General features: G+C 42.8%; 26 protein-coding genes. 21 read left to right on the top strand and 5 right to left on the bottom strand.

What is annotated here, in order from left to right; all coding sequences use genetic code 11:
* Position 1: 1 nt before the first annotated feature.
* The 4 genes from BUB11_RS10125 (at position 2) to BUB11_RS10110 (ending at position 4,373) form a co-directional block, all read left to right on the top strand.
* Positions 2–1,165 carry a DVU_1551 family NTP transferase gene (locus BUB11_RS10125; RefSeq protein ID WP_084110234.1) on the top strand — a complete coding sequence of 388 codons (1,164 nt, stop codon included), beginning with the start codon at positions 2–4 and terminating at the stop codon, positions 1,163–1,165.
* Positions 1,165–2,277, top strand: coding sequence for an XdhC family protein (locus tag BUB11_RS10120; protein ID WP_073029633.1), 1,113 nt, complete (start codon positions 1,165–1,167; stop codon positions 2,275–2,277). The genes BUB11_RS10125 and BUB11_RS10120 overlap by 1 nt, the downstream gene beginning before the upstream one ends.
* Before the next feature lie 12 nt (positions 2,278–2,289).
* A complete protein-coding gene (gene cobC / locus BUB11_RS10115) occupies positions 2,290–2,925 on the top strand; it encodes an alpha-ribazole phosphatase (protein WP_073029632.1) in 636 nt (211 codons plus the stop codon).
* A gap of 284 nt (positions 2,926–3,209) precedes the next feature.
* Positions 3,210–4,373, top strand: a complete 1,164-nt coding sequence (locus BUB11_RS10110; RefSeq protein WP_073029631.1) for an iron-containing alcohol dehydrogenase — start codon at positions 3,210–3,212, stop codon at positions 4,371–4,373.
* Positions 4,374–4,518: 145 nt separating this feature from the next.
* Here the strand turns inward: BUB11_RS10110 and BUB11_RS10105 are convergent, their stop codons facing one another.
* On the bottom strand, positions 4,519–5,541 hold the full coding sequence (locus BUB11_RS10105; RefSeq protein WP_073029630.1) for a molybdopterin-binding protein: 1,023 nt from the start codon (positions 5,539–5,541) through the stop codon (positions 4,519–4,521).
* A 264-nt stretch (positions 5,542–5,805) separates the two neighbouring features.
* Between BUB11_RS10105 and BUB11_RS10100 the strand changes: the two genes are divergently transcribed.
* Positions 5,806–6,903, top strand: a complete 1,098-nt coding sequence (locus tag BUB11_RS10100; RefSeq protein ID WP_073029629.1) for an XdhC family protein — start codon at positions 5,806–5,808, stop codon at positions 6,901–6,903.
* 176 nt (positions 6,904–7,079) lie between these two features.
* Here BUB11_RS10100 and BUB11_RS10095 read toward each other — a convergent pair whose 3' ends face one another.
* The 4 genes from BUB11_RS10095 to BUB11_RS10080 form a co-directional block, all read right to left on the bottom strand.
* Positions 7,080–7,796 (bottom strand): energy-coupling factor ABC transporter ATP-binding protein, encoded by a 717-nt coding sequence (locus BUB11_RS10095; RefSeq protein WP_073029628.1) that lies wholly within the window; start codon positions 7,794–7,796, stop codon positions 7,080–7,082.
* A 1-nt stretch (position 7,797) separates the two neighbouring features.
* Positions 7,798–8,499: an ABC transporter permease gene (locus tag BUB11_RS10090; protein ID WP_073029627.1), complete on the bottom strand. Its 702-nt coding sequence runs from the start codon at positions 8,497–8,499 to the stop codon at positions 7,798–7,800.
* A gap of 152 nt (positions 8,500–8,651) precedes the next feature.
* Positions 8,652–9,542: an ABC transporter substrate-binding protein gene (locus tag BUB11_RS10085; protein ID WP_073029626.1), complete on the bottom strand. Its 891-nt coding sequence runs from the start codon at positions 9,540–9,542 to the stop codon at positions 8,652–8,654.
* A 228-nt stretch (positions 9,543–9,770) separates the two neighbouring features.
* Complete coding sequence (locus tag BUB11_RS10080; protein WP_073029625.1) at positions 9,771–10,688, bottom strand: helix-turn-helix transcriptional regulator; 918 nt, start codon at positions 10,686–10,688, stop codon at positions 9,771–9,773.
* A gap of 385 nt (positions 10,689–11,073) precedes the next feature.
* Here BUB11_RS10080 and speD point away from each other — a divergent pair, with 385 nt between their 5' ends.
* From speD to nirJ1, 16 genes are all read left to right on the top strand, one after another.
* Positions 11,074–11,451: an adenosylmethionine decarboxylase gene (gene speD, locus BUB11_RS10075; RefSeq protein ID WP_073029624.1), complete on the top strand. Its 378-nt coding sequence runs from the start codon at positions 11,074–11,076 to the stop codon at positions 11,449–11,451.
* 260 nt (positions 11,452–11,711) lie between these two features.
* Positions 11,712–12,458, top strand: coding sequence for a polyprenyl synthetase family protein (locus BUB11_RS10070; RefSeq protein WP_084110233.1), 747 nt, complete (start codon positions 11,712–11,714; stop codon positions 12,456–12,458).
* A gap of 37 nt (positions 12,459–12,495) precedes the next feature.
* Positions 12,496–13,350 (top strand): UbiA-like polyprenyltransferase, encoded by an 855-nt coding sequence (locus tag BUB11_RS10065; protein WP_073029623.1) that lies wholly within the window; start codon positions 12,496–12,498, stop codon positions 13,348–13,350.
* 19 nt (positions 13,351–13,369) lie between these two features.
* Positions 13,370–14,062, top strand: coding sequence for an FO synthase (locus BUB11_RS10060; protein ID WP_073029622.1), 693 nt, complete (start codon positions 13,370–13,372; stop codon positions 14,060–14,062).
* Positions 14,063–14,083: 21 nt separating this feature from the next.
* Positions 14,084–15,166, top strand: a complete 1,083-nt coding sequence (gene mqnC, locus BUB11_RS10055) for a cyclic dehypoxanthinyl futalosine synthase (RefSeq protein ID WP_073029621.1) — start codon at positions 14,084–14,086, stop codon at positions 15,164–15,166.
* 4 nt (positions 15,167–15,170) lie between these two features.
* Entirely contained in the window at positions 15,171–15,938 is a 768-nt protein-coding gene (gene tatC / locus BUB11_RS10050; protein WP_073029620.1) for a twin-arginine translocase subunit TatC, read from the top strand.
* 13 nt (positions 15,939–15,951) lie between these two features.
* Positions 15,952–16,314 carry a Sec-independent protein translocase subunit TatA/TatB gene (locus tag BUB11_RS10045; protein WP_073029619.1) on the top strand — a complete coding sequence of 121 codons (363 nt, stop codon included), beginning with the start codon at positions 15,952–15,954 and terminating at the stop codon, positions 16,312–16,314.
* Between the two features lie 7 nt (positions 16,315–16,321).
* Positions 16,322–17,290: a polyprenyl synthetase family protein gene (locus BUB11_RS10040; protein WP_073029618.1), complete on the top strand. Its 969-nt coding sequence runs from the start codon at positions 16,322–16,324 to the stop codon at positions 17,288–17,290.
* Positions 17,291–17,564: 274 nt separating this feature from the next.
* The gene (locus BUB11_RS10035; RefSeq protein ID WP_073029617.1) at positions 17,565–18,170 is read left to right on the top strand and encodes a TetR/AcrR family transcriptional regulator; all 606 of its coding nucleotides are present in this window, start codon (positions 17,565–17,567) and stop codon (positions 18,168–18,170) included.
* Positions 18,171–18,274: 104 nt separating this feature from the next.
* On the top strand, positions 18,275–19,579 hold the full coding sequence (locus BUB11_RS10030) for a cytochrome c biogenesis ResB family protein (protein ID WP_143187597.1): 1,305 nt from the start codon (positions 18,275–18,277) through the stop codon (positions 19,577–19,579).
* Between the two features lie 56 nt (positions 19,580–19,635).
* Entirely contained in the window at positions 19,636–20,517 is an 882-nt protein-coding gene (gene ccsB, locus BUB11_RS10025; protein WP_143187596.1) for a c-type cytochrome biogenesis protein CcsB, read from the top strand.
* Positions 20,518–20,625: 108 nt separating this feature from the next.
* Positions 20,626–21,264, top strand: coding sequence for a precorrin-2 dehydrogenase/sirohydrochlorin ferrochelatase family protein (locus tag BUB11_RS10020; protein ID WP_073029616.1), 639 nt, complete (start codon positions 20,626–20,628; stop codon positions 21,262–21,264).
* Positions 21,240–22,577, top strand: coding sequence for a glutamyl-tRNA reductase (hemA, locus tag BUB11_RS10015; RefSeq protein WP_073029615.1), 1,338 nt, complete (start codon positions 21,240–21,242; stop codon positions 22,575–22,577). Before BUB11_RS10020 ends, hemA begins: the two co-directional genes overlap by 25 nt.
* Positions 22,574–23,485 (top strand): hydroxymethylbilane synthase, encoded by a 912-nt coding sequence (gene hemC / locus BUB11_RS10010; RefSeq protein WP_073029614.1) that lies wholly within the window; start codon positions 22,574–22,576, stop codon positions 23,483–23,485. The genes hemA and hemC overlap by 4 nt, the downstream gene beginning before the upstream one ends.
* Positions 23,486–23,683: 198 nt before the next feature.
* Positions 23,684–25,189 carry a uroporphyrinogen-III C-methyltransferase gene (gene cobA, locus BUB11_RS10005; RefSeq protein WP_073029613.1) on the top strand — a complete coding sequence of 502 codons (1,506 nt, stop codon included), beginning with the start codon at positions 23,684–23,686 and terminating at the stop codon, positions 25,187–25,189.
* Between the two features lie 4 nt (positions 25,190–25,193).
* Positions 25,194–26,369, top strand: coding sequence for a putative heme d1 biosynthesis radical SAM protein NirJ1 (nirJ1, locus tag BUB11_RS10000; RefSeq protein WP_073029612.1), 1,176 nt, complete (start codon positions 25,194–25,196; stop codon positions 26,367–26,369).
* Positions 26,370–26,407 lie beyond the last annotated feature (38 nt).

Genomic DNA, 26,407 nt, shown 5'->3' with positions numbered 1-26,407 from the left:
ATTGCTGGCTGAACCAGAGAGCAAACCAGGTGAGGATTTCTTAGCAGCGATCATAGTTGCCGCAGGATACTCTTTTCGAATGAAACGCTTTAAACCACTTTTATCCTTGGGGGGAGACACAGTCTTAGAGAAAGCTGTCAATAGTTTTCTGAAAAGCAGGATTAAGGATATCCGAGTGGTGGTTGGGCATCGGGCCAATGAATTGTGTCCGGTTTTAGATAGATTAGGAGTACAGACCATTGTTAACCCCAATTTTTCGGAAGGAATGTTCTCTTCAGTAATTGCGGGCGTTAAAAGTTTATTACCAAAAGTTAAAGGATTTTTCCTATTACCCGTCGATAATCCCATCGTGAACAGGGAGACTTTGGAAAAGCTTCAGAGCACGTTCTTCACAACGGAGTTAGGCATTATCTATCCAACTTATCAGGGAACGAGGGGACATCCCCCCTTAATTTCCAGCCGCTATGTGAACAAGGTAATGTCTTGGGATAAACCGGGGGGAATGAGAGCTTTATTGGAACAGTATGAACATGATGCCATCAATGTTGAGGTTGATGATCCGGGTATTTTGCTCGACATGGATACACCGGAGGATTACAGGCAGATGCTGAAGTACTGTGGTTATACCGATACCCGGGTCCCCACAGAAGAAGAGTGTTATTCAATCTTGAAAAATGCTGATACGCCTGTAAAGGTCTTTAATCATTGCAAGCAGGTAGCTGAGTTAAGCAGTGCCATGGGAAGCCATTTAATAAGGTACGGAAGTAATCTGGACCTCGAATTAATCAGGGCAGCTGCCCTGTTACATGACTTGGCCAAGGGTGAGCCTCACCATGCCCAAGTTGGAGCCAAAATGCTTGTCAATTATCCAAAGGTAGCAGAAATTGTTGCAGAACATACGGATATTTGTCTGAACCCAGGTGACTCCTCCATAACAGAAAAAGAAATCGTCTATTTGGCCGATAAGCTTGTCATAGATGACAGGATTAGTTCACTCCAGGCTAGATTCTCCGGCCCCATAGAGCAGTATAAGAACGATCAAGAGGTAACGGAGAAAATTAGGCAACGTTTGATTAACGCCGAAAGAATTCAGACAAGAATAGAACAAATTATTAAGATACCTTTACATGAAATAAGGAAGGTTGATCTGGGGGGACAAGGCTAATGGAAAAGGAAATGTACCAAGGACTTAAAAAAGCGAGTGACAAAAATTTGGATGTGGCTCTAATTACAATTATAAGTGTGCTGGGGTCAACTCCCCGTAAGCCTGGCGCTAAAATGTTAGTGTTTGCTGACGGAACCACTGTGGGAACCATCGGCGGAGGATGTGGAGAAGCAGAGGGGCGGCGGGAGGCTCTTAATGTTTTAACATCTCACGCTCCGAAAGTTCATTATTTGAATATGACCGCAGACATTGCTCAGGAGGAGGGAATGGTTTGTGGAGGAATCATGGGATTGTTCATTGAATATTTAGGTTCTCAGAGCCCGGCGGAACAGATCAGTCTCATGAAGGATTATCTGTCAGCTGTCAATGAAGCTGCAAATCCTGTTCTTGTAACGGTGATTGAGGCAACTGAAGGGCGATTAGCAGGCAGAAAAATGTTCGTTAAGAATAACGGGGAGGTAACAGGTGATCTGGGTTTAGAAGAACTCACGAGAGTGGGACTGGAGAGCATTAAATTAGGGGGTAAACGGTGTCAGCCGCTCCTAGTTAGTTTAGATTCTGAGTTTGAGCCGTGTGATACCACCGTAAACAAAGCAACATTCCGGTTTTTGGTGGAGACCCCAACTACGGTTGTCCAATTGTTGATTTTAGGAGCAGGCCATATTGCACTTCCCCTCGCCACCATGGCCAAAATCGTTGGCTATGAGGTTACGGTGGTTGATGATCGTCGCTCCTTTGCCAATTCGAATCGTTTTCCTACAGCTGATAGGATCATATGTGATGATTTTGAACGTGCCTTAGATGAAATAACGATTAATCCGCAAACTTTTGTCGTCATTATTACTCGTGGGCATCGTTATGACAAAATGTGTCTGTGCAAAGTAATTAATCAGTCAGCCTCCTATATCGGCATGATCGGCAGCCGAAAGAGGGTTAAAGCCTTGCTCACAGAATTAGAGGAAGAAGGAATTCCCAGTGAAGCCTTGCAAAGGCTGCATTCACCAATCGGTCTAAAGATAGGGGCAGAAACTCCTGAGGAATTAGCCGTAAGCATTCTTAGTGAGCTGATTAAGGTTCAGCGGGAGTCGAATCAGAACGGTAAACTAAAATGAGCATAAAAAAGCATGGTTAGAAAGCTTATTTATTTAGTCAGACACGGGGATATCGGACTAGAAAAAGAGAAACGCTATATTGGACAGTCTGATCTGTCGTTAAGTGCCCTTGGTCGTGAACAAGCCGTCCTATTGAAGAAAATATTTAGCCGAGTACCTATAGATAACATATATTGCAGTGATTTATTAAGAGCCCAACAAACTGCGGAGATCATTGCCTCTGCCCACCCTATTATTCCTACTGCTTGTGCGGAGTTGCGGGAATTGCATATGGGCACTTGGGAGGGAAAATCCTTCTTTGAAATTAAAGCTAAGTATCCTAAAAAATTCAAAGAACGTGGTGAGGATATCGTGAATTACAGTCCTCCCAAGGGAGAAAGCTTTGCTGACTGCCATAAAAGAGTAATACCAGCCTTTGAAAGACTTACCCAATCAAATGAAAGGACAATTTTAATTGTTGGGCATGCAGGGGTAAATAGAGTGATTTTATGCCATATACTAGGGATACCTTTAGAAAATGTCTTTCGACTTGAACAAAATTATGGTTGTGTTAATTTAATCACCAAGGAGGGTTCACAGAACCGATTGAAATATTTTAACTATGATAATAAATCGGGATCTATACAGAATGGATTAAATTGTTCATAAACAATTTAATCCATTCTTAGTTTAAACATCGATTTGTTAATCTGTATTCGACTATCAAAAAGTGTTCCAAAATTTAACTGTGTTCCGAACAAAGTGAGTTAAATTAGAACAGTAAATAGTTTTAATTTAGGATAAAATTAGGACTATTTTTAATAATACTCTTAAATACTCTTAAGAATCAATGCCTAGGTCCCGCCAAAATTAAATATTCAGATTATTGGCATGGGTCTTGCAATACTCTAAAGACAAGCGTAGCAAACGCAAGAAGAAGGAGGCAAACGAATATGTCAATTGTTCATCAAGTTTATGGGTATTTCATGCCTACAGTTAACCTTATGGGTGCTGGAGCAGCACAAGAAACAGGAAAGCAAGCAAAATTACTGGGTGGAAAAAAAGTTCTGCTAGTGACCGATGCCTATCTCGAAAAAATGGGTATGGCTCAGGAAATTGCTGACATAATTGAAAAAGAAGGCGTCAAAGTTATAATTTATGGTGGTGCTGAACCAAATCCAACCGATAAAAACGTACATGATGGGTTTGACATCTATACTAAAGAAGGATGTGACCTGATCGTTTCAGTTGGCGGGGGATCTTCCCATGACTGCGCCAAGGGGATTGGCCTTGTTGCAGGTAATGGCGGAAAGATTAATGACTATGAAGGCGTAGATAAATCTCCGTTGCCTATGGCTCCAATGATTGCGATTAATACCACTGCTGGTACGGCAGCTGAAATGACGAGATTCTGTATTATCACGGATGCGGCACGACATATTAAAATGGCTATCGTTGATTGGCACGTAACTCCTAATGTTTCGATTAATGATCCCTTATTAATGATGAAACAACCTCCTAGTTTGACAGCTGCTACCGGAATGGATGCGCTCACTCATGCGGTTGAGGCATATGTATCTACAGCCGCCACACCACTGACCGATTCGGCCGCCTTAATGGCATTTAAACTAATCCCCAGATATCTGCGTCGTGCTGTAGCAAATGGTGATGATTTTGAGGCTCGCGACAAAATGGCTTATGCCCAATTATTAGCTGGAATGGCCTTCAATAATGCTAGTTTAGGTTATGTTCATGCAATGGCCCATCAATTAGGTGGATTCTATAATTTACCTCATGGGGTATGTAATGCAATTCTTCTTCCCCACGTCTCACGCTTTAATATGATCGGAAATCTCGATCGTTTTGCAGAAATCGCTGAGGCAATGGGAGAAAATATTGATGGACTTTCTGTCAGGGATGCAGCAGAAAAATGCTTAACTGCAATTGCTACATTGTCTGCTGATGTTGGAATTCCTTCCGGGTTGAAAGAACTGAATGTCAAAGAAGAAGACTTTAAACTAATGGCTGGCAATGCCAAATTAGACGCTTGTCAATTCACCAATCCTCGTACTGCGACACTTGAACAAGTAATTCAAATCTATAAAAATGCTCTGTAAATGGCGTTCAGTCTAGAATAAAATAAATATGGATTTATTAACTAAAACAAAAAGCTCGCTGGGGAATTTTCCCAACGAGCTTTTTGTTATTAATCATTTAATATTCTTTTAGAATACTCAACTTTCGCTGAACGATATTCACTGATTATTTTCCAAAGGAACAATGGGGATAGGTGCAGACCGGGCAGTCGAGACAAAGTCCGCCACTTCCAAGTTTGACAATGTCATGGCGTGTCAATCTCTCTCCCGTGAGCAATCTTGGAGCGACTAAATCAAAGGCCGTTGTCTTAGAATACATGACGCATCCAGGTAATCCCATAATGGGGACATCTCCCATATAGGCAAGCAGAAACATAGCACCAGGTAAAACAGGCGCACCATAAGTGATCAGTTCCGCTCCCATCTCTTTAATGGCTGTCGGGGTGACATCATCAGGATCGACAGACATACCGCCGCTAACTAGGATCATTTCTGCTCCCTTAGCGAGTTGATCACGAATGCTGCCTTGTATCAGGGATACATCATCACTGGCATAGGTTTGCTCTAAGACGGTTGAACCCCAATTTTCGACTTTTGAGCGCAGTACTGGACCGAATTTATCCTGAATTCGTCCGTGAAAAACTTCGCTGCCGGTTATCGTAATGCCGACCTTTGCAGGCTTTAGCGGCTTAACTTCCAAAATAGGAGTTGTAAATGTCTGGACGATTTCCTCTGCTTCGAGAATTACCTTCTCATCAATCATTAGAGGAACAACACGGGTTCCCGCGACTTTGGCACCTTTTTTCACAGGGTAATGATTGTGAAGTGTAGAGAGAATGACCCCTTCTATGGTATTCAACGCTAAAATACCGTCCACTGAAGAGTATAGAAGCCCATCGTGGGCAGCCATTAGGGTGATTTTTCCTTCTTTGGGCTCGTCAAGGGTTAATCCGGAACCAGATACTGCGTGGGCTAATCGCTCCGCGGCTTCATTCTCATGTATAAGGCCGGGCTTTTGATCCCAGACGTAAATATGTTCTTTGCCCATACTTAAGAGAACAGGGATATCCTCTTCACTTATAACATGTCCTTTGCGAAATCGAGGGCCTTTAATAACACCTGGGATAATTTGCGTCATGTCATGAATAAGAATGGCACCAACAGAATCACGCACTTTAATTTTTTCCATAGGGGCAGCCTCCAATACATCATAAAGGTAAGTTTGTATGATACATATTTCAGTCAGCTGAAAAGGCCAAAGAGTAAGGCGTGACGTGACACAAATGACCTGTTCTTACTAAATGGTATCGCATTCTCAGCAGGAGGTCAAGTAATGGGTCGGTTCTAATCTCTGGAATTGGTAAAAGGTTCTTATACTATTCCCAACAACTGTGCTAAACTGATATAATAAAAATGCCTTTGAAGTGAAGACGGTTCCAGAGGGAGAGAACTTATGGATAAACAATTGTATCTTGGTCTAAAAAAAGTATTTGAACAAAACTTAGACGCTGTCCTTATTACCGTAACCAGTGTACTGGGGTCTACACCTCGCAAGCCCGGGGCGAAAATGCTAGTTTTTGCGGATGGTATGACAGTTGGTACCATCGGTGGCGGATGTGGAGAAGCCGAGGCGAAACGGGAGGCTCTCAATGTTTTATCAACATACGACTCTAAAACGTATAGTTTGAATATGACTGCAGATATAGCCCAGGAGGAGGGGATGGTCTGCGGGGGAATTATGGAATTATTCATGGAGTATATGGGTACTCATACCCCCGTGGAAAAGGCGGATCTTAATAAGGATTATCTTGCAGTTTTGGAGAGTCATAATAATCCGGTACTTGTAACTGTGATCGAAGCGGCAGAAGAGTCATGGCTGGGAAATAAGCTTGTCATTAAGACTAATGGAGACGTTGCGGGCGATCTAGGTAAAAAGGAACTAAATAATATAGCGTTTGAGAAAGGCAAAATAGGTAGTAGAAAATGTCAGCCATTCTTAATCTGTTTAGATTTTGAGTTCAATCCGTGTGAAAGCTCAACCCCAAAAGCAGCTTACCGCTTACTGGTTGAGCCACCGACAACGGTTGTACAATTGTTGATTTTAGGCGCAGGACATATTGCTGTCCCGCTTGCAACAATGGCTAAAATCTTAGGGTATGAAGTAACTGTCGTCGATGACCGTCCATCCTTTGCCAATGTCAACCGATTTAGCACTGCTAATAAAGTTTTATGCGCTGACTTTGAAAGAGCCTTAGAGACTATTGATATAAATCCTCAAACATTTGTCGTGATTATTACCAGAGGGCATCGTTATGACAAGGTTTGTCTGAAGAAAGTAATTAATTACCCTGCCGCTTATATCGGTATGATTGGCAGTCGAAAACGGGTTAAATCATTACTCGCTGACTTGGAAGAGGAGGGAGTAGCCAAAGAAGCCTTGCAAAAGCTGTATTCTCCTATAGGTCTAAAAATTGGTGCGGAAACTCCGGAAGAAATAGCTGTCAGCATTCTCAGTGAGTTGATTAAAGTTCAAAGGGGAATTGGAGAATAAGCTGCTAAGGGAAAAGCAAATATAAACGATATGTTTTTATCTTTAGTTGAACGAGTTCGCTAAAAAGTTTTATAAAGGATAGGCTGTAACAAACTGAAAAATATTTGTACAGCCTATTCTTTATGGTAATTGGATAATGGGTAATGAACGTTGGATCGGTTCGTGGGATGAGTTCACTAACTTGAGAAATGCGCAAGGAAACGGTCAACCTCTTCTTTATGGCTATTCTTTAGGAGTTCAGAAGGTGGACCTTGGGCCACCACTTCACCATTAAGGAGAATCAAGGCTCTATTTGTTAAATGGGCAATGTCTTTAAAATCATGACTAACTAAGACAGTTGTCGCTTGAGTGGATTTAAAAACCTTAGCTAGGTCGATACGTAGTCCTTCTTTGGTGGGAGCATCCAGGGCTGAGAATGGTTCGTCAAGAAATAAAACATCAGGCTCTATAGCAAAAGCTCTTGCTAGGCTAACACGTTGAGCTTCCCCGCCGGAAAGGGAGCGTGCAGATTGTTTAGAAAGATGGATCACTCCAAACTGTTCCAACCAATAGTCCACCTTTTCTCGAATCCTTTCTTTGGGCAGGCCACGAATTTTGAGTCCCATGGCAACATTGTTAAAAACGCCAGTGTTTAATAAGAGAGATTCCTGAAAGACTATCGCAATTTTACGCCTAATCGTAAGTGGAACCGACTTAGGAACTGCTTGCCCCTGGAAATAGAGCTGTCCAGAAGTTGGAGGTTCCAAAAAGGCTAGAATTTTCAACAAGCTGCTTTTGCCAGAACCATTGGGACCGATTAGCCCAACACATTCTCCTGGCAATAAATGAAAATCAATATTTTTTAAAATAGTTTTATGGTTCTGTATCCAAATTATCTCCTGTGCTTCGAGCACACTAAGGTCCTCCTTGCTGTTTCTGTTGGAGTAGGGTTAAGCCCAAGGTAGCTCCATAGGCTAGTAAACATAAGATAATACTTAGGGCTATAGCGATGTCAAAGTTTCCCTTGGAGACTTCCAAGACCGTTGCTGTCGTTAAAACACGGGTATATCCTTGAATGTTCCCCCCTACTGCCAGAGACGCTCCAATTTCTGAAACAACGGCCCCAAAGCCGGCAATGATGGCTGCAAGTAAGGAATAACGAACTTCTTTTAGAAGTAGCCAAATATACTGGAGGCGTGTGGCCCCAAGTGCTTTAATTTGCAGCCGTAGTTTTGGATTGGTTTGTTGAAGAGCGGCACAGGTTAGGGCGGCGACAATGGGAGAGGCAATGATTGCCTGAGCGATAATTATGGCCGTTGGGGTATATATGATGTTCAAAAAGCCAAACGGACCTGAGCGCCAAAGGAATATTGAAACCCAAAGTCCTACGACCACCGGTGGTAAGCCCATTCCTGTATTCACGACACTTAAGATAAACCGACGGCCTGGAAAGGGTTTAAGAGCTAGGAGTGTACCGAATGGAATACCGATAAGCAGGCTGATAAAAGTTCCGGTACCAGATATTTTCAGGGTGAGGAGCGTGATTTCAATCACCTCAGGATCCTTGGTTAGGAGGAGGTGAAGGGCAGCTGAAATTCCTTGCCAAATCATTTCCATACGTTACATTTCCCTTTCGATGCAAGGATTAAATAATATGTAAGCTCGAAATCTGACTTAGCCCGCAAACCGCGGATTTAAGCAGATCTCGAGCCTTAGGTTTATGGCGGCTAGTTAACGGATAAAGAAAGTACTTATCTTAGATCCTTCAATTATTTACCTGCATCTGCGAAGAAGAGGGCTTGACCATATTTATCTTTGCCAAAGGATCCAATGGTTGATTGAGTATCTGCATTAATCATATAGTCGACAAAGGCTTTAGCACCATCAGCATTGACTTTAGGGAATTTTTCCGGGTTAACTTGCATGACATGATAAATATTTAAGAGAGAAGCGTCGCCCTCGAGGACAATATCAAGTTGTAAATTTTTCTTGGTAGCCAAATAAGTTGCACGATCGGTTAGAGTATACCCTGCTTTTTCCGAGGTGATTGTGAGAGTTTGTCCCATGCCTTGACCAGTGGACTGGTACTTATCTGCCGCTGGTTTGATATTAAGCTTTGTCCATAATCCTTTTTCCATTTTATCGGTTCCGGAATCGTCCCCACGGGTAACGAAGATTGAGGAACTATCAACAATCCGTTTAAAGGCATCTGCGATAGTTTTAGTTTCTTTTACTTTAGCAGGGTCCGCTGCCGGTCCAACGATGATAAAATCGTTATGCATTACAAGTTGATAGTTAATAGCCGATTTATTATCTACCAATTTTTTTTCTGAGGCGGGAGCATGGACTAACAAAACGTCAGCATCTCCTTTTTCCCCCATGGCTAAAGCAGCACCTGTGCCAACAGCAATAGTTTTAACTTTGTAGCCGGTTTTCTTCTCAAAATCGGGAACAAGCACATCAAGTAAACCGCTGTCTTGTGTACTGGTAGTAGTCGCTAAGATAATATCAGGTCTTTCAGGCTTTGGAGTCTCAGCTTGAGGTGCAGGTGTTGTTGGAGTTGGTGTCGTGGTTGTTCCACATCCGACGAGGGTCACCATGATGGCAATCATAAGTAGCACAAAACTAAAATTTAAACGGATTCGCAAGTTCTTTTTCATTTAAATATTTCCTCCCCTAAATAAATAGTTGTTTATATGAATGTAACTTATGCAGAAACGTAAGAGCTTCAGCCTTTAACGAGCCCCATATTCACAAGACCACAAGGGCTACAAATAGGCACAAAAACCGTCCCCCTGTCTTGCAATAGCTACAGCATCCATCGAGCCAGGCGGAACGCGTGTGAACGTGCAATGTCCCCCCATTACTATCAAGCCCCCAACAGCATGTTATATATTCAGAAGGATTTTCCCTGTTAAAGAAGTATCATACCCATTTTGTTGATGAACAGCTTGAATAAATCCTGGTGATTTTAGAATGTTAATCAGTTGTTGCCAGACCGGAGTTCTGGCGGTCTTTCCCAAGCAAACCAGATCATAACGTTCTTGAAATAATGGGATAAAATCGAGGCCCAGGCGTTGGGCGGCTGCTTTTACTCCGACTCCGACATCAGCTTGTCCGTTGGCAACGTGGCAGGCGACGCCAGAATGTGTGTTTTCTTCATTTTCATAGCCCAGTATTCGGCCAGGAGAAATCTTTGCCGCTCGAAGGTAGGCGTCAAGACGAAGGCGGGTTCCTGATCCTTTCTGGCGATTAATAAAGTTTAGACCTTCAACAGTGATATCATCCCAACTTTGGAGATTCAAGGGATTGCCTGGAGCTACAATAAAACCTTGTTCACGTTGAACCAGATTAACAATACATACAGATTCACCGGGGATAACATGTTTGACGAAGGAAATATTATAGTCCTTTGAGACATCGTCCCAGAGATGTATCCCCGAGATATCAGCCTCCTGCCGATAAAGTGCCATAAGTCCATCCATGCTTCCCTTAAAGGAAAGCGAGGATTCTACAGGGAAGGGAGCATGTTTAAGAAACTCAAACAGAAGTTCAACGACCGGATCGTGGCTTCCTATGAAGCGAATCGTTGGCGATACAGGAGGGGGTGCAGATATAGTAGCAGGCGGAGTATTGCCGGCACCATAGGTTCCTCTTAGGTATTGGTCTAAGACGGCAGGGTCAATTCGAAGCTGCCGACCAATGTGGTGCGCTGGTAGCTCTCCCCGTTTTACAAGCTCATAAAGAGTATACTTGGAAACCTTTAGAATTTTAGCTGCTTCAGCAGCCGTTAAGGTTAGGCTCAAATAATTTCACCTCTCTTTATACCTCGTCATTTTAAGTTTAGAATAACTGGTGCTTGCAAGTCAATAGAGATGATAGGATAAAGTGGATTTAATTTGCTTAAGCTGGTTATCCTAAAGTTTAGTTAGCTTCATCAAACGGATTCAGTTAAGGTTTTTGTCAAAATAATATGTGTCTTTAAGTCTGGTTTTAATTGTAAAGAATTTTAACGACACATATTGAAGTGAAGCTGAGTAGAATGATTTGATATGAAATAAAATTTTATTGACAAGACCGTACTTTATGCTAAAATTTAACGTGATGGAAATTTGGGGATGATCTGAAGAAAATGAAGATCGGGCCCAGATCTTTCCTGTTTTTTAGTAGAAAAGGGGGCAAAGATCACAATTGGCAAATTCTCTTGGACGTCATGTGTTGGCTGAAATTTATGGGTGTAGCTTCGACATTTTAAATGATCGTGAGAAGGTCGAAGCACTAATGGTCAACGCAGCTTTGGAAGCTGGTGCCGAGGTTCGTGAGGTTGTATTTCACAAGTTTAGTCCTCAAGGGGTGAGTGGTGTGGTAGTTATTTCTGAATCACACTTAGCCATCCATACGTGGCCAGAACTCGGATACGCGGCGGTAGACGTCTTCACGTGCGGGGACAGTGTCAATCCCTGGGATGCCTGTAACTATCTAACCGACCATTTCGAAGCAGGGCATATGACAGCAACAGAAATGAAGCGTGGTATTGTTGAGGATCCAAAGGAAGCGGTAAATATTTAGGAGGGATATTTATTTTACTCCGGACTAAGTTGAGTACGGATGAAGAAGACAGGTTATTCTTTATTACGGGTACTAGATAGACCTTGTAACTTACGAATATAAAGTTGCAGGGTCTATTTATATTTTAGGAAAAGGTACATATTCTTTCGATAATAATGTCATATTATCAGAGTATATTGCATAAATAGGGCAGGAGATTGAATAAATATATCGAATACATAATAGGTTAATGTCTGAGTGGGAAGGCAAGGAGCGATAAGATGGTTCCGGTAGATTTCAGCTTCCGTGGGGAACTGAACACAGTTCAGGCGCATTTGCGCGAAGAAATTAATTTTAAGCCAGCTGGTTTTGAGGAATTAGTACACCTAGAAATGAATGAGCTGGATCAAACGGTTAATCCCGCTATAGTATTAGCTGTCAGTGGGTCGTGTGCAGATAATAACCGTAAATCAGAAGCGTTGGCTGGTATTATTCAGTTTATATTTATGGCTAATAAGGTTCATAGGCTCATGAAGGATGATGATGATCTTGCTGAAGAGCTGAGACAATTTCCAGTGCTCGTCGGAGACTTGTTATATGGAAAGTTTTTTCTGGAACTTTGTCGAGAGAAGCTATTGATCTTCTTAGAACCCCTAGCTCAAGTGATGGGAACAATGAGCCAAGGGGGTATTTCGCGATGGCTTTCTCGAGATAAGAAGTTAAGCGGGGATGAGTTGCTTCAAATTATTGAATTAGAGAGTGCCTCCTTGGCCGGGACGGCTGCTCGACTCAGTGCTGAACTTGCGGGGGTCTCACTTCCTTTGCAAGAAAAATTGGAGGCTTTCGGCTGGGAAATAGGATTAGCATGGGGAGCTTGGAAGGAAAGCATGGAGGTTACCGTTGTCCAGTCAATTCTACAGCGGGCGAATGATATCTTAGAGGATATTTCGGCGGAATCACAACTTGAACTCTATCCTCTCCGTGAAGTTCATCAATATTTGGCCATGCAATTGAGTGGAGATTTATAAACCTCTTGAGATAGGATCGTAACGAACGGGGTGGAGTATGCATAAACTAAAAGTTTTCTTCGAAATGATTAAATTTGAACATACAATTTTTGCGCTGCCCTTTGCTTACTTAGGGGCCTTTTTGGCAGCGGAAGGTATTCCTTCTGCTATGAAGCTTTTGTGGATAACGCTGGCTATGGTGGGTGCTAGAACAGCCGCAATGTCTTTGAATCGGTTGGTTGATCGGCATATTGATGCGCGTAATCCTCGGACTGCCCAGAGAGCACTGCCCGCAGGCCAGCTTAGAGTGGATGAGGTTTACCTATATGTTGTATTCTCGTTTCTGCTTCTGGGCATTTCTGCGTATCAACTTAATTTACTGGCACTGTACTTGATGCCGATCGCTGTCTTTTTTCTAGTTTTATATTCTTATACTAAACGGTTTACTTGGGCCTGCCATTTAGTATTAGGAATTTCACTGGGCTTAGCGCCGGCAGGAGCTTGGATCGGGATAACCGGTCATTGGGCTCTGGCGCCTGTTCTCTTAGGGTTGGGAGTTATGACCTGGGTGGCAGGTTTTGACGTGGTTTATGCCTGTCAAGATGTGGAGTTTGACCGCAAGGAAGGACTGCACTCTATTCCGGCAGTTTTTGGATTACAGAGAGGGTTAGAGATTTCAGCATTTCTGCATACCATCGCACCGCTGCTTTTTATCGCTGTCGGAGTGGTCATGTCATTGAGCTGGCTCTACTATGCGGGGGTCGCCATCGCTATCGTATTACTTTTTCGTCAGCATCGTCTTGTCTCGGCAGACGATTTCTCAAAGATTGGAGTTGCTTTTTTCGACCTTAACGGTTACTTAAGCATCTTGCTATTTGTTTTCTCCGTTTTGGATATAATCTTATTGAGCTGAAATAAAGGAGGGGTAGGCTATGCCCTCGCTGTACGCGCAAAGCGAACTTTGGGACCTGATCGTCAAGGTTGAAGAGGGTCAACGATTGAACTTTGATGAAGGCTTACGCCTGATCAACAGTCAAGAGATTTTAACACTTGGATATATGGCCAATCTCATACGCGAACGTAAAAATGGCAACCAAACCTATTTCATTGTCAATCGTCCGATTGATTATATGGATATCTGTGCTTCCTTTGAAAAAAATGAAAACCGCTCTAACGCAATGATGGTCTACGGGGAAAAAACCCAAGAGGAATTGATTAAGCGTTTATTAGAACTGCGAACACTTCAAGACCAGACTAAAGAATTTCAAAGCTTTAGCCCAATTCCTTTTTACTCGAAAACTGCGAAATTGGAAGGAACTATGGGTGTCGGAAATACAACAGGGTATGAAGATCTGAAGATGCTAACGATTTCGAGGATTCTGCTAGAAAATTTTGATCATATTAAAGCTTTTTGGTTGATGTTAGGTACCAAATTGGCACAAGTTTCATTGGCTTTTGGAGTAGATGATTTAGACGGTACCGTTATTGAAGACCGAAGTACTTCTACGGCCGGGGAAGGGTCAGAGCACAGTATGAGCAAGCGTGTCTTGATCCAACTCATTCAAAAGGCAGGGAGAGATGCCGTGGAGCGGGATACTCTCTATCGGGTCTGCAAGACCGGCTAAGCTGGGAAGGAGGAGAAGTGCATGCAAACGGAACCCTTAAAAATTATTGAAAAACGTTTGGCTGGTGAACGGTTGTCCATAGCAGATGGAATTGAACTGTTGCAAAATGCGGATCTTCTTTCTTTGGGACAAGGAGCAAATCTCGTCCGAGGTCAGATGCATCCCCAAAAAGTGGTGACATTTGTTATTGACCGAAACATTAACTATACAAATATTTGTTCCTGTCAATGTAAATTTTGTGCTTTCTATTGTAAACAGGGAGATCCTGAAGGATATATTTTGTCACAGGACGAATTACATGCTAAAATTGAACAAACTATTGCAGTCGGGGGAACTCAGCTCTTAATTCAAGGAGGACTGCATCCAGATTTAAATTTAGAGTACTTTGAAAACCTGTTGCGTGATATTAAAGCCCTTTACCCCATTCACATTCACTCATTTAGCCCTCCTGAAATATGGGACCTTGCGAATAAATCTGAATTGCCGATTGAGGAAGTTATCATTCGCCTTCGAAATGCAGGGTTAGATTCCATTCCCGGGGGAGGAGCAGAAATCCTGGATGATCGCGTACGACATCTGATTAGCCCTAATAAGATTGGGTGGCAAAAATGGATGGACGTCATGACCACGGCACACAAGCTGGGGATGAAAACCACTGCGACGATGATGTTTGGACATGTCGAAACCTTTGAAGAACGAATTTTACATATGGTACGTGTTCGGGAAGCCCAGGACCAAACGGGTGGGTTTACTGCGTTTATCCCTTGGAGTTTTGCTCCTTCAAACACTTTATTGGGTGGAGAGAGCAGTACAGGGGTTGAATATCTTAGGACACTGGCAGTAGCACGTTTGATGCTGGATAATGTACCCAATATCCAAGCGTCATGGGTGACTCAAGGTGCTAAGATGGCTCAGGTTGCCTTGAGTTTCGGGGCTAACGATTTTGGCAGCACTATGTTAGAGGAAAATGTGGTTCGAGCTGCTGGCGTGCAGACGCGTGTCCCGTTACAGGAGATTATTCGTTGTATTGAAGATGCCGGTTTCCAAGCTGTGCAACGTAATACACACTATGAATCCCTAAAGGTGTACAGGAAGGAAGTGTAGGAGGATGCGCAGGCGCAAGCGACAGCTTAATGAGGCGAATTTGCCTTTATTGGAACATCTGAAAGCCTTACGTAAAGTGCTGATTATATCTGCCTATGCAATATTATTAGGTACTGTTATCGGCTGGTTTTTCAGTGATCGTGCCTTTGCCTATCTTGCAGATCCGATAATCCAACTACAAGAAATTACGTTCATAACGACAACGCCCTTGGAGCCAATGTTAGTCAAAGTTAAAGTTTCTATGCTCATTGGGGTAGTTCTGGCTCTCCCTTTGGTATTCTGGCAAATTTGGAGTTTCGTCCTGCCAGCTTTAAAGCAAAATGAACGGAAATACTTATATCTTATTTTTCCCAGCTCAGTACTCCTATTTCTCAGCGGAGTTGGGTTATGTTTTTTTGTGGTATTGCCGATTGGGCTTAAGTTCTTGCTTTTTGTAGGTGGTGATGCCGTAACTTCGTATACCCCATTGCTGACGAAGACCTCCTACATTGGTTTTCTTATGACAATGTTTTTAACCTTTGGGTTAGTTTTTCAACTTCCCATTGTCTTGTTAGTTTTAATTAGAATAGGCGTATTAACACCTCAGATGTTAGCTGCCAAAAGACGTTGGGCGATCCTCACGATTGTCATTTTGGCGGTAGTTGTTTCGCCAACTCCAGATTTACTGACCCAACTCCTCATGGCTGGGCCAATGTATCTCCTCTATGAAATGAGCATCTGGCTAGGCTATCTTGTTGCTCGCAGCAGAGAAAAAGAGTTAGCGTTAAAGTAAGGGGGGCAAAAACATGGGTTTAAGTGAGATCCTCTTAATTTTAGTTGTTGTATTGATCCTGTTTGGACCTGAGGACCTACCAGTTATTGCTCGATCAATTGGCAAACTTGTTTTAGAAATTCGCAAAGCAACCAATGAATTAACTAAAGAATTCCAAAGTACAATAAATACACCCAGCAATATTATGAATAAAGCATTTGAACAAACTACTGCGCCACGTGCTTCCGAAAAGGATACAGACGCATCCCAAAGCGGGGCGGAGAATCCTAAATCAGATGAAGAACTTCTGACCTACGAGGATGAAATCCCGAAGGACCCACTGGCGGAACTGCCATTAGATATGGTATCTTATGAAGAAAAGGGTGCGAGCAGGTGAATCGGTTTTGAAACAACTCTGGCTCTTCAATCAGATAAATTCAGATTTACAACGGGTTGAAAAAGAACTGACTAAATTCGTGGAGACGGGTTATCCGATTCTCCAAGATTCTGCTGTCCATTTATTGGCTGCCGGCGGTAAGCGATTACGCCCTGCATTTACGCTCTTAGCCGGTAAATTTTATGGCTATCCGTTGGAAAAAATAATGCCTGTTGCGATGGCTTTAGAACTTATTCATATGTCTTCCCTTGTTCATGATGATGTCGTAGATGCGTCAATGACCAGAAGAGGGCGGGCGACGGTTAAGGCGAAATGGGGCAATATCGTTTCAGTGGAAACGGGTGATTATCTATTGGCAAAATCACTGATGCTCATCTCGAAGATTGATCATCCAGAGGTGGCACGCATTTTAGCAGAAATCAGTGTTGAAATGTGCCAAGGGGAGATTCAGCAGATCAAATGTTCCTTTGACGTTGAGCAAACTCTAAAACAGTACTATTACCGTATTAAACGTAAAACAGCCTTATTGATTTCTGCCTGTTGCAAATTAGGAGCTTTGGTTTCGGGAGCCCCTAAACGACAAGTATGGGCCTTGGGGGCTTACGGTCACTCTCTTGGAATGGCCTTTCAGATTGTCGATGATGTTTTAGATATTACAGCAAAGGCCTCAGAATTCGGGAAACCAATTGGGGGGGATTTGCGTCAAGGGATAATGACCTTACCCATGATCCTTGCCCTAAATTCTTCCCCGGAGTCTTCCCAATTAAAGTCTTTACTCAAGAAAATGGATAAAACGGATGATGAAGTAGGGGAAACTATAGACCTTATTAAATCCACCGGGGCGATTGATCAGTCAATGCAGCTTGTGGATTTATATATTGAGAAGGCTAAAAGACATCTCCAGGAACTGCCTAAGATTCCTACACGTAAAGCGTTGGAAGAGCTGGCTGAATTCATTCGGACCCGCAAGTTTTAGAAGAAACCACAAGCTTATAAGTAAATTGATCAAGCCCTGCAGTTCGTCTGCGGGGCTTGATCAATTTTCAAGTAAGTTTCAAACATAAAATAAGCGAAAAGCCCTGTTAATACGGAGGTTGTCAATTAAAAATGAATGCATTCATTTTTAATTGACAACCTCCGTATCTGCAAATATAATAAAGTGAATTGATTCACTTTTTATCATATTGCAGTGGATGATACTGTATGTATGTGAACATTCACAAACGGGTTAAATCTCTGGGGGGATAAAAATGTTGCAGGAACTAAGCAGGCGCGAGAGAAAGAAAATTCAGACCAAAAAGACGATTGCAGGAATTGCTTTAAAATTATTTTTCAGCAAAGGGCTGAACGAAACTACAGTCGCGGAAATAATGGAGAAAGCAGCTCTTGGAACGGGCACTTTTTATAATTACTTCGAATCTAAGGAAGCTATTTTAAAATACTGCCTTGCTGAAAGAATAGAGAGTGCTAAACAAACTTGTGAAGATATAAAGACATCGTCTCTAAATGCAACCCTAAAATTATCCCAAATGCTGCAAGCCGTAGGAAAAACTCATGAGGAAAACCAGTTACTGATAAGTTTATATATGAAATTTTACCATAATCCCGATAAAGGTGATAAGAAGGCACCCCATGGGGAATGGTTTAAGGAGATTCTATCCACTATCATTATAGAAGGACAAGTCAAAAATGAGTTCAGAAAAGACATTCCACCTGAAATAATCATTGAGATGTTCTCTGGTATTCTTCAGTCCACAATGAGTAGTAAGCTGGAATTTTCCTTTATAGCTAATATCAATTATAAACATTCTTTGCTCTTAGAGGGTGTTATTAAGAGGAACGATGGCGAGGTGTGATAACTTCATATCCATCATTTTTTGGGGTATAATAAAAAACGTATGAAGCATTTGCTTGATTTTCCATAATAATGAAATGGCATAGCTAGAGAAGGGGCGATTTAGTGAAAGAACAACGCGAGGGCATTGTAGAGTATATATGGCGCGTGTTCAGCTCAATGAAATTAGGGCTGATATTATTAGGCTTAGTAGCTCTTGTCTCAGGAGTGGGAACTGTTTTTCCTCAAGTGAACTTGGACCCGGAGACGGCCAAGGAAGTAGGTCAGATCTGGCAAACTCTTGGTTTTACCCAAATTTACAGTACTGTTTGGTTTCGCTTATTAATGGGTTTACTTTGCATCAATTTAATAGTTTGCAGTATCCAACGTTTTCAGGGGATTTATAATCGAACCTTTGCCCTTAAGCCGCCTGTAAGTGTTTCAAACGTGTTTAGTAAGATTAAAGCGAAATTAGCTGGAGAAAGCGAACCTCTCAAGATTTCTGTTCAAGATGTACTAAAGCGAAAGGGATTTAAAGTTACAATCAATTCTGGAGACAATGGTTGGAGTTTTATAGCGATTAAACGGCGACTGGGAAATTGGGGATCACTTATTTCTCATATTTCATTTGTTGTTTTAGTCATCGGGGCGATCTTAGGAACAACCATGGGTTTTAAGGGCTTTATGATGAGCAGTGCAGGATCAACTGTACCTCTAAACTCGATTAGTGTATCCAAGGGAAGGATTAATCAAGATTTTAGTGTCCATATCTATTCAGCCGAGGACCGCTTTTTGGCTAATGGTGAACGAGATAATTGGTATACAGATATGGGGATTATTGAAAACGGAACAGAAGTGCTTCGTAAGACAATCTCTGTAAATCATCCGCTTACATATAGAGGGGTAACATTCTATCAATCAAGTTTTGCTAACGGAGCTAGCCTAACGGTTGACTTGAAGGATCAAAAGCTCCCAATTGTTTTGCAAGACCACGGCGGGAATTACTTTCAAGCACCGGGAACCGAACTCTATCTTATCGCCGCTGCAATTAAGAGCGATCCACAAAAGCCAATTATGCTTTATCAAGTCTATAGAGGGAAAGGTGTTCAACCTGTACAAACGGGGCAAATTAATGCAGGGGAAACTATTGACGTTCAAGGTGAATATAAGTTAACCCTCGAGGGAAATGCTGGTTTTACTGGATTGCAAGTAAAACAAGACCCAGGCGTGATGGTCGTTTGGCTCGGATGCGCCTTGTTGCTGTTAGGACTGTTCTTATCATTTTATTGGCGTTCGATGGTTGTACTGGGAGTTTTCGAATCGGGACAGGGAACAGATGGAGAACTGACAATGGGGACGATGGCCGGTAAAGTTACAGGTGGGGTTCAGCAAGAGTTTGATCGTTTGATTCATGACATTCAAGCAAAATAACTCATCATAAGCCTGACTGTCTAAAGATTAGTACAGAAAAAGGGAGGATAAGCACTGTGGATCAGGGATTGCAAAACCTTGAAACTTCATCATTTTATGTTATGTTAATGGCCTATACCCTTTGTATGTTGTTTTATTGGGCTTGGATAGGCACAAAAAAAGAACTAATGGGCAGATTTGCAACATATCTTACCATTGTTGGCTTAGTCGCTAACACTGCGGCTATCATCTTGCGTATGATTATTGCGGGACGTCCGCCGCTTTCCAATTCCTATGAGTTTTTGTTGTCGTTCGTTTGGGGGATTATATTTGTTTATCTGTTTATAGAGTATCGCTATAAGCTCAGGTCTCTCGGCGCTTTTGTCATGCCCATCGCTTTTTTAATCTTGATGTTTATTATCATGAGCATGGGACCGGAGGAGAGAATTGCCCAGGCGATTCCACCGGCACTTAAAAGTAAGTGGCTAACCTTTCACGTAGTTACAGCCATGTTTTCCTACGGTGCTTTTGCCATATCCTTCGGATTAGGAATCATGTATTTGTTGAAAATAGGGGAAGAGGGCAAAGGGAAAAAATCAAATCCACACGGAATAATTTCACGTTTCCCTGCCTTAGACATAATCGATGAGCTGTCATATAAGGTCATTGGATTTGCCTTTCCATTACTGACTCTTTGCATTATTACAGGTGCGATTTGGGCAAATTATGCTTGGGGTACATATTGGTCATGGGACCCTAAAGAGACGTGGTCGTTAATCACCTGGATTATTTATGCAGCGTACTTACATGCCAGGTTGATGTATGGCTGGAAAGGGAAACGGGCGGCCTGGATGACAATATTTGGATTTGTTGCGGTGTTGTTCACGTTCTTTGGTGTAAATTACTTTTTGCCAGGGTTGCATTCTTACGCGATTAGTCAACCTAATATACTTGTTTAAGATAATTGTACCGTTGATAATTCGAGAATCTATGAGTTTTGGCAGGAAATATGTCCAAATAGAACGAATTTAAATCTAGGAGAAAAGTGGAGAAGGTGACTATTGTTTATGTCGCAGTATTATCCCATATTCATAGACTTAAACGCTCTGCCGATTTTGGTCGTCGGTGGAGGAAATGTAGCATTAAGGAAAGTTCAAACCCTTTTGCACCATGGATCTTTGGTGCGAGTTATCTCTCCTCGTCTTGTTCCTGAGCTACGGGAGCTGATTGATGGAAAATCATGTTTTTGGGTTGAAAAAGAATATTCATCTGACGATATTCAAGATGCCAGGCTTGTTTTTTCATGTACAGAAATCGAGGAAGTCAACGCGCAAGTCTCACAGGATGCTAAAGCCCATTATCGCCTGGTGAATGTAGTTGATGATCCAGAGAAATGCAGTTTTATAGTACCTTCCATTATGGAACAAGGAGATCTGAAGATTGCAGTATCGACTGGAGGAAGTAGCCCTATTGTAGCTCGACAAGTGCGAGCAGAGTTAGAAGATTTATACGGTCATGAAATGGCTGAATATCTAACATTGCTTAAAAGTTGGAGAAATAGAGCCAAGTCTGACTTGCCTCCGGAAAAGCGAAGTATTTTTTGGAATCGCGCTACAGACGGAGAAGTTAGAACGCTTATTAAAGCTCAACGACTGACCGAAGCGAAAGGGGTGTTAGAAAAGTGTTTCCAGTCGCTATCGGATTAAATCACAGGAGCGCTCCTGTTGAAATAAGGGAAAAGATGAGCTTTCACCCTTCTCAAATGCAGAAGGCCCTCAAAGAATTAAAAAACTGTCAAGCAATTCAGGGGGTTGTAATACTCAGCACTTGTAATCGTACTGAAGTTTACGCAGCTACAACGGATGTAGAAACAGGGATTCGCTCCATCAAGGACTTTTTTGCCAGTCATCATGGAATTGAAGAAAATATCCTGGAGCAATATTTGTACGCTCATACCTTGTATGATGCCGTCCGCCACTTGTTTCGGGTAGTATCTGGGTTGGATTCGATGGTTCGAGGGGAAACACAAATCCTTGGACAGGTCAGTCAGGCCTATCAACAAGCAAATGAGGCAGAAGCCACTAATAAAGTGATCAATGTGTTTTTTCAAACTGCTTTAGCGGTAGGCAAGCGCGTACGCACAGATACATTGATTGATCAACATCCGGTTTCCATAAGTTATACAGCCGTTGAGCTTGCCAAACAACAATTTGGAGAGCTTGAAGGTAAAGGGATTCTTATTATGGGAGCCGGAGAAATGAGTACTCTGACAGCCAAACATTTGGTTTCAGCAGGAGCCACCACTGTTTTAGTGTCCAATCGGTCTTATGAAAAAGCCGTTGTATTAGCAAAGGAGTGCAGCGGTCGGGCGGTACGGCTTGATGATGTAGATCAGTATCTTGAAGAAGTGGATATAGTGATATCCGCAACTGCCTCGAAACATTTTGTGTTGCTTCCTGAGCGCATGCAGGAAATTATGAAAAATCGTAAGAATCGCCCCATGTTGCTCATTGATATTGCGGTGCCTCGAGATATACACCCGGAAGTAGGGGAAATTCCTCATATTACTTTATTTGATATTGATGATTTGCGAGGAGTTATCGATCATCATCATCAAGAACGTGAAATCGCTGCAATCAAGGCAGAAAAGATTATCGACGAAGAAATGGAATTATTTCTGAACTGGCACAATTCATTGTTTGTTGTACCGACGATTTTAGCCTTACAGGAAAAAGGTGAACAGATCAGAGATATGCAAGTAGAGCGCGCTCTGGGGCATTTGACAGGGTTAACTCCAAAACAGGAAAAGGTAATACGTTCTATGGCTAATTCCATCGTCAATCATCTCTTGCATCTGCCGATTATTAACCTTAAAGAGTATGCCAATACAAGCCAAGGTCATCTCTATACAGAAATATTACAGAATTTATTTGATTTAGATGTTAAAGAAGAGGGCAAACGCCCAAATCTGATGTTGAAAAAGAGTCATAAGCAAGGGTATCATAGGAGGGCTGAATGAAGAACATCCGCATTGGAACTCGGGATAGTCAATTAGCAATGTGGCAAGCCGAGTGGGTACAAAGTCAATTAACCGAGCTTTATCCTCATCTTAACTTTGAGCTTGTCTCCATGAAAACCAAAGGGGATAAGATATTGGATGTTCCCCTTTCTAAAATTGGGGACAAGGGATTGTTTACTAAAGAGTTGGAACAGGGTCTGCTGAACGATGAACTTGATATGGCAGTTCACAGTCTTAAGGATATGCCGACATTATTACCCCCAGGATTAATCATCAGTGCTTTTTGTGAACGGGAAGAACCTAGGGACGTTTTTTTGAGCCGAAACGGGGTCCCAATTGAGGATTTGCCCGAGGGCGCTATTATCGGCACAAGTAGTTTGCGTCGTAAATCACAGCTCAAGCATTATCGTCCGGATCTTAATTTTATGGATCTGAGAGGTAATCTGCAAACCCGATGGAGGAAATTGCAAGAGTCTGACATGGCAGGTATTGTCCTTGCTGCAGCGGGGGTGAAACGGTTAGGATGGGAAGAGCGAATCACTCAAATCTTACCCGAAGATATGATGCTTTCAGCAGTCGGGCAAGGGTCCATAGCTGTGGAAATCGACGAGAAGCGTTCAGATATTGCGGAATTGCTATCTGGTCTAAACCATATTGCCACTGAAAAAGCGGTAAAGTCAGAGCGGGCATTAATGCGTAAGCTTGAAGGCGGTTGCCAAGTCCCCATTGGGGCTTTAGGACAAGTGGTTAAGGGAGAAATTATTCTTCGGGGAATGGTGGCAAGCCTGGATGGAACTCGCTTGATTAAGGCGGAAGCCAAAGGGACCGATCCCGAATCAGTGGGCATCGAAGTCGCCAATCGGCTGATAGAACAAGGGGCTAACTCGATATTAGCGGAAATTCGATAGGGAAATTGCGTGCCCCAGTGCTTGATCTTACGATGCAGAGCAAAACTAACCACTCAAACTCCTCTTCTTTGGGGAGCGGGGTACCCGCCAAATGCGCCGTCCTTGGGCATTGGCGGCATCGTACGTCATTAATTAAAAATGTTTTCGATTTAGTATATAATTAAGCTTTGGTAAGCTGATTGAATAGGAGTGTTTGGTTTGAGTAAGGGATATGTATATTTGGTGGGTGCTGGTCCCGGAGACCCTAAGTTGATAACCATTAAAGGGTCAGAATGTATTGCCAAAGCAGATGTTTTAGTCTATGATCGGTTAGCTTCGCGGCGCCTTTTGACATTAGCCCGCCCTGATTGTGAACTCATCTATGTGGGGAAATCTCCGGATCGCCATACACTTAAACAAGATGAAATTAACCAAGTTCTTGTGGATAAAGGTCTGGAAGGAAAAGTCGTAACCCGCCTAAAAGGAGGGGATCCTTTTGTCTTTGGTCGGGGGGGCGAGGAAGCCGAAGCTTTACTTAACGCAGGGATTCAGTTTGAAGTGGTACCTGGCATCACCTCCGCTATTGCAGTTCCGGCATATGCAGGTATACCCGTAACCCATAGAGATCTGACGTCTTCTTTCGCAGTTATCACAGGACACGAAGATCCTACGAAAAATGAAACGAGCATTCATTGGGACCACCTTGCCCTATCCCATGGAACCCTTGTGTTCCTCATGGGCATGGAAAATCTCCCCTTAATTGCTCAAAAACTAATGGAGAATGGGAAGAAGCCAACGACTCCAGTCGGAATCATTCAATGGGGTACCAGACCAGAACAACGGACCCTCGTAGGGCAACTGGATACTATTGCCGAAGAGGTTAAAAAGCAGGAATTTACGAATCCCTCTATTATTATCGTCGGCGAAGTCGTCTCTCTGCGAGAGAAACTCCATTGGTTCGAAAAGAAACCCTTATTTGGGAAAAGGATCGTGGTCACTCGGGCGCGACATCAGGCCAGTGCGTTATCACAGGAAATCGAAGCTTTAGGCGGCGAGGCCTGGGAATTTCCGACGATTGACATTGTCCCACCCACTGACAATTCGCATATAATCAAAGCTCTGAATAATCTTGGACAGTTCAAATGGCTTATTTTTACTAGCGTCAACGGAGTCGAGGCGTTTTTTGAAGAGCTTAAGAATCAAGAACGAGATGTTCGTGATTTGATCGGCTTAGAGATAGTTGCTATAGGTCCGGCTACGCAAGCTGCTATTGAGAAAAGAGGGCTTCGGGCGGCCTATGTTCCGGAAGAGTACCGCGCCGAAAAGATTGTTGAAGGTCTTACCGGCCGTGTTTCAGCTGGTCAAAAGGTGCTACTGGCTCGGGCGGAAGAGGCGCGAGATATTTTGCCAGAATCGCTCAAGGCTATGGGCTTGGAAGTCTGGGATGTGCCAGTATATAAGACAGTACTCGGAGGAGCAAATCGAGAAGAATTGCAACGTATGCTTCGTGAAAAAGAGATTCATGTGGTCACATTTACAAGCTCTTCGACAGTGCGAAATTTTGTAGAACTTTTGGAAGGAGAAATCTCTTTACTAAAAGGTGTCTCTCTCTTTTCCATCGGGCCTATTACCAGTGGAACTGCTCGAAAGCTTGGTCTGACGATCTATAAAGAGGCTAACGAATATACAATTCAGGGATTAGTCGAAGCCTTATTGGAGGGGTGAAAGTATGATTAGTGTCACAAAGCTCTTATTTGATACGGAATACTTCGGAGACTCTCTGCGTTATAATAAAAACTCGCATGGTGCTCGAAATGGAACAACCACTCTTTCTGGGCCTGTGGTCGTTTGGAATTCGACCAAGACCTGTAACTTGAAATGTGCGCATTGTTATATGGAGTCTGATGCTCAAAAATATGAGGGAGAAATGACCACAGAAGAAGCTAAGCGCTTTATCGATGACCTGGCTGAATTCAAATCTCCCGTTCTGCTTTTTTCTGGAGGAGAGCCGCTGATTCGCCCCGATTTTTTCGAATTGGCAGAGTATGCTATTTCCAAAGGGCTTAGGGCCACACTTTCAACAAATGGCACTTTGATTACGCCTGAAGTGGCAAGCCGCATAAAAGAGATTGGGATCTCCTATGTCGGAATCTCACTCGATGGGCTTGCAGATGTGAACGACAAATTCAGAGGTAAAGAAGGAGCCTTTAAAGCGGCAATGCAAGGAATTCAAAATTGCGTCGCTGTAGACCAACGTGTAGGACTTCGTTTTACAATCAATCATCATAATATTAAAGAACTAGACAAGATCTTTGATTTCATCGAAGAAGAGAATATTGATCGCGTTTGCTTTTACCACCTGGTCTATTCGGGCCGAGGAAACCAAATGATTGCAGAAGATGTGACGCCGGAAGAGTCCCGTCAAGCGATGGACACGATTATTCGCAGAACTCGAGATTTCGAAGAACGCGGCTTGAAAAAGGAAATCCTAACGGTTGATAATCATTGCGATGGAGTATATATGTACATCCAAGCGTTAAAAGAGGATCCCGCAAGAGCTCAAAGAATTAAAGATCTAATTGGCCTTAACGGGGGAAACCGTTCGGGTATAGCTTTTGGAGAAGTTGATCCACTAGGATATATGCATCCGGATCAGTTCACCCAGCACATCTCGTTTGGAAATGTTCGCGAACGCAAAATCGCAGAGATCTGGACAGATGTGACCCATCCCATCATGGCTGGACTCAAAGACCGCAAAGCCTTGCTCAAAGGACGATGCGCAGCTTGTCAATACTTAGACATGTGTAACGGTAATTTCCGGACACGGGCGGAAGCTGTTACCGGTGATTTCTGGGAGTCCGATCCGGCATGCTATTTGACGGATGAAGAGATCGGGATAAAGTAATGATGATTTGACATGAAATTAAATTAATAGAAATGAAA

It is taken from the genome of Desulfosporosinus lacus DSM 15449 (assembly GCF_900129935.1).
Classification (GTDB): domain Bacteria; phylum Bacillota; class Desulfitobacteriia; order Desulfitobacteriales; family Desulfitobacteriaceae; genus Desulfosporosinus; species Desulfosporosinus lacus.
Note: the sequence above shows the minus strand (reverse complement) of the source record. Positions and strands in the feature narration are given on the sequence as shown.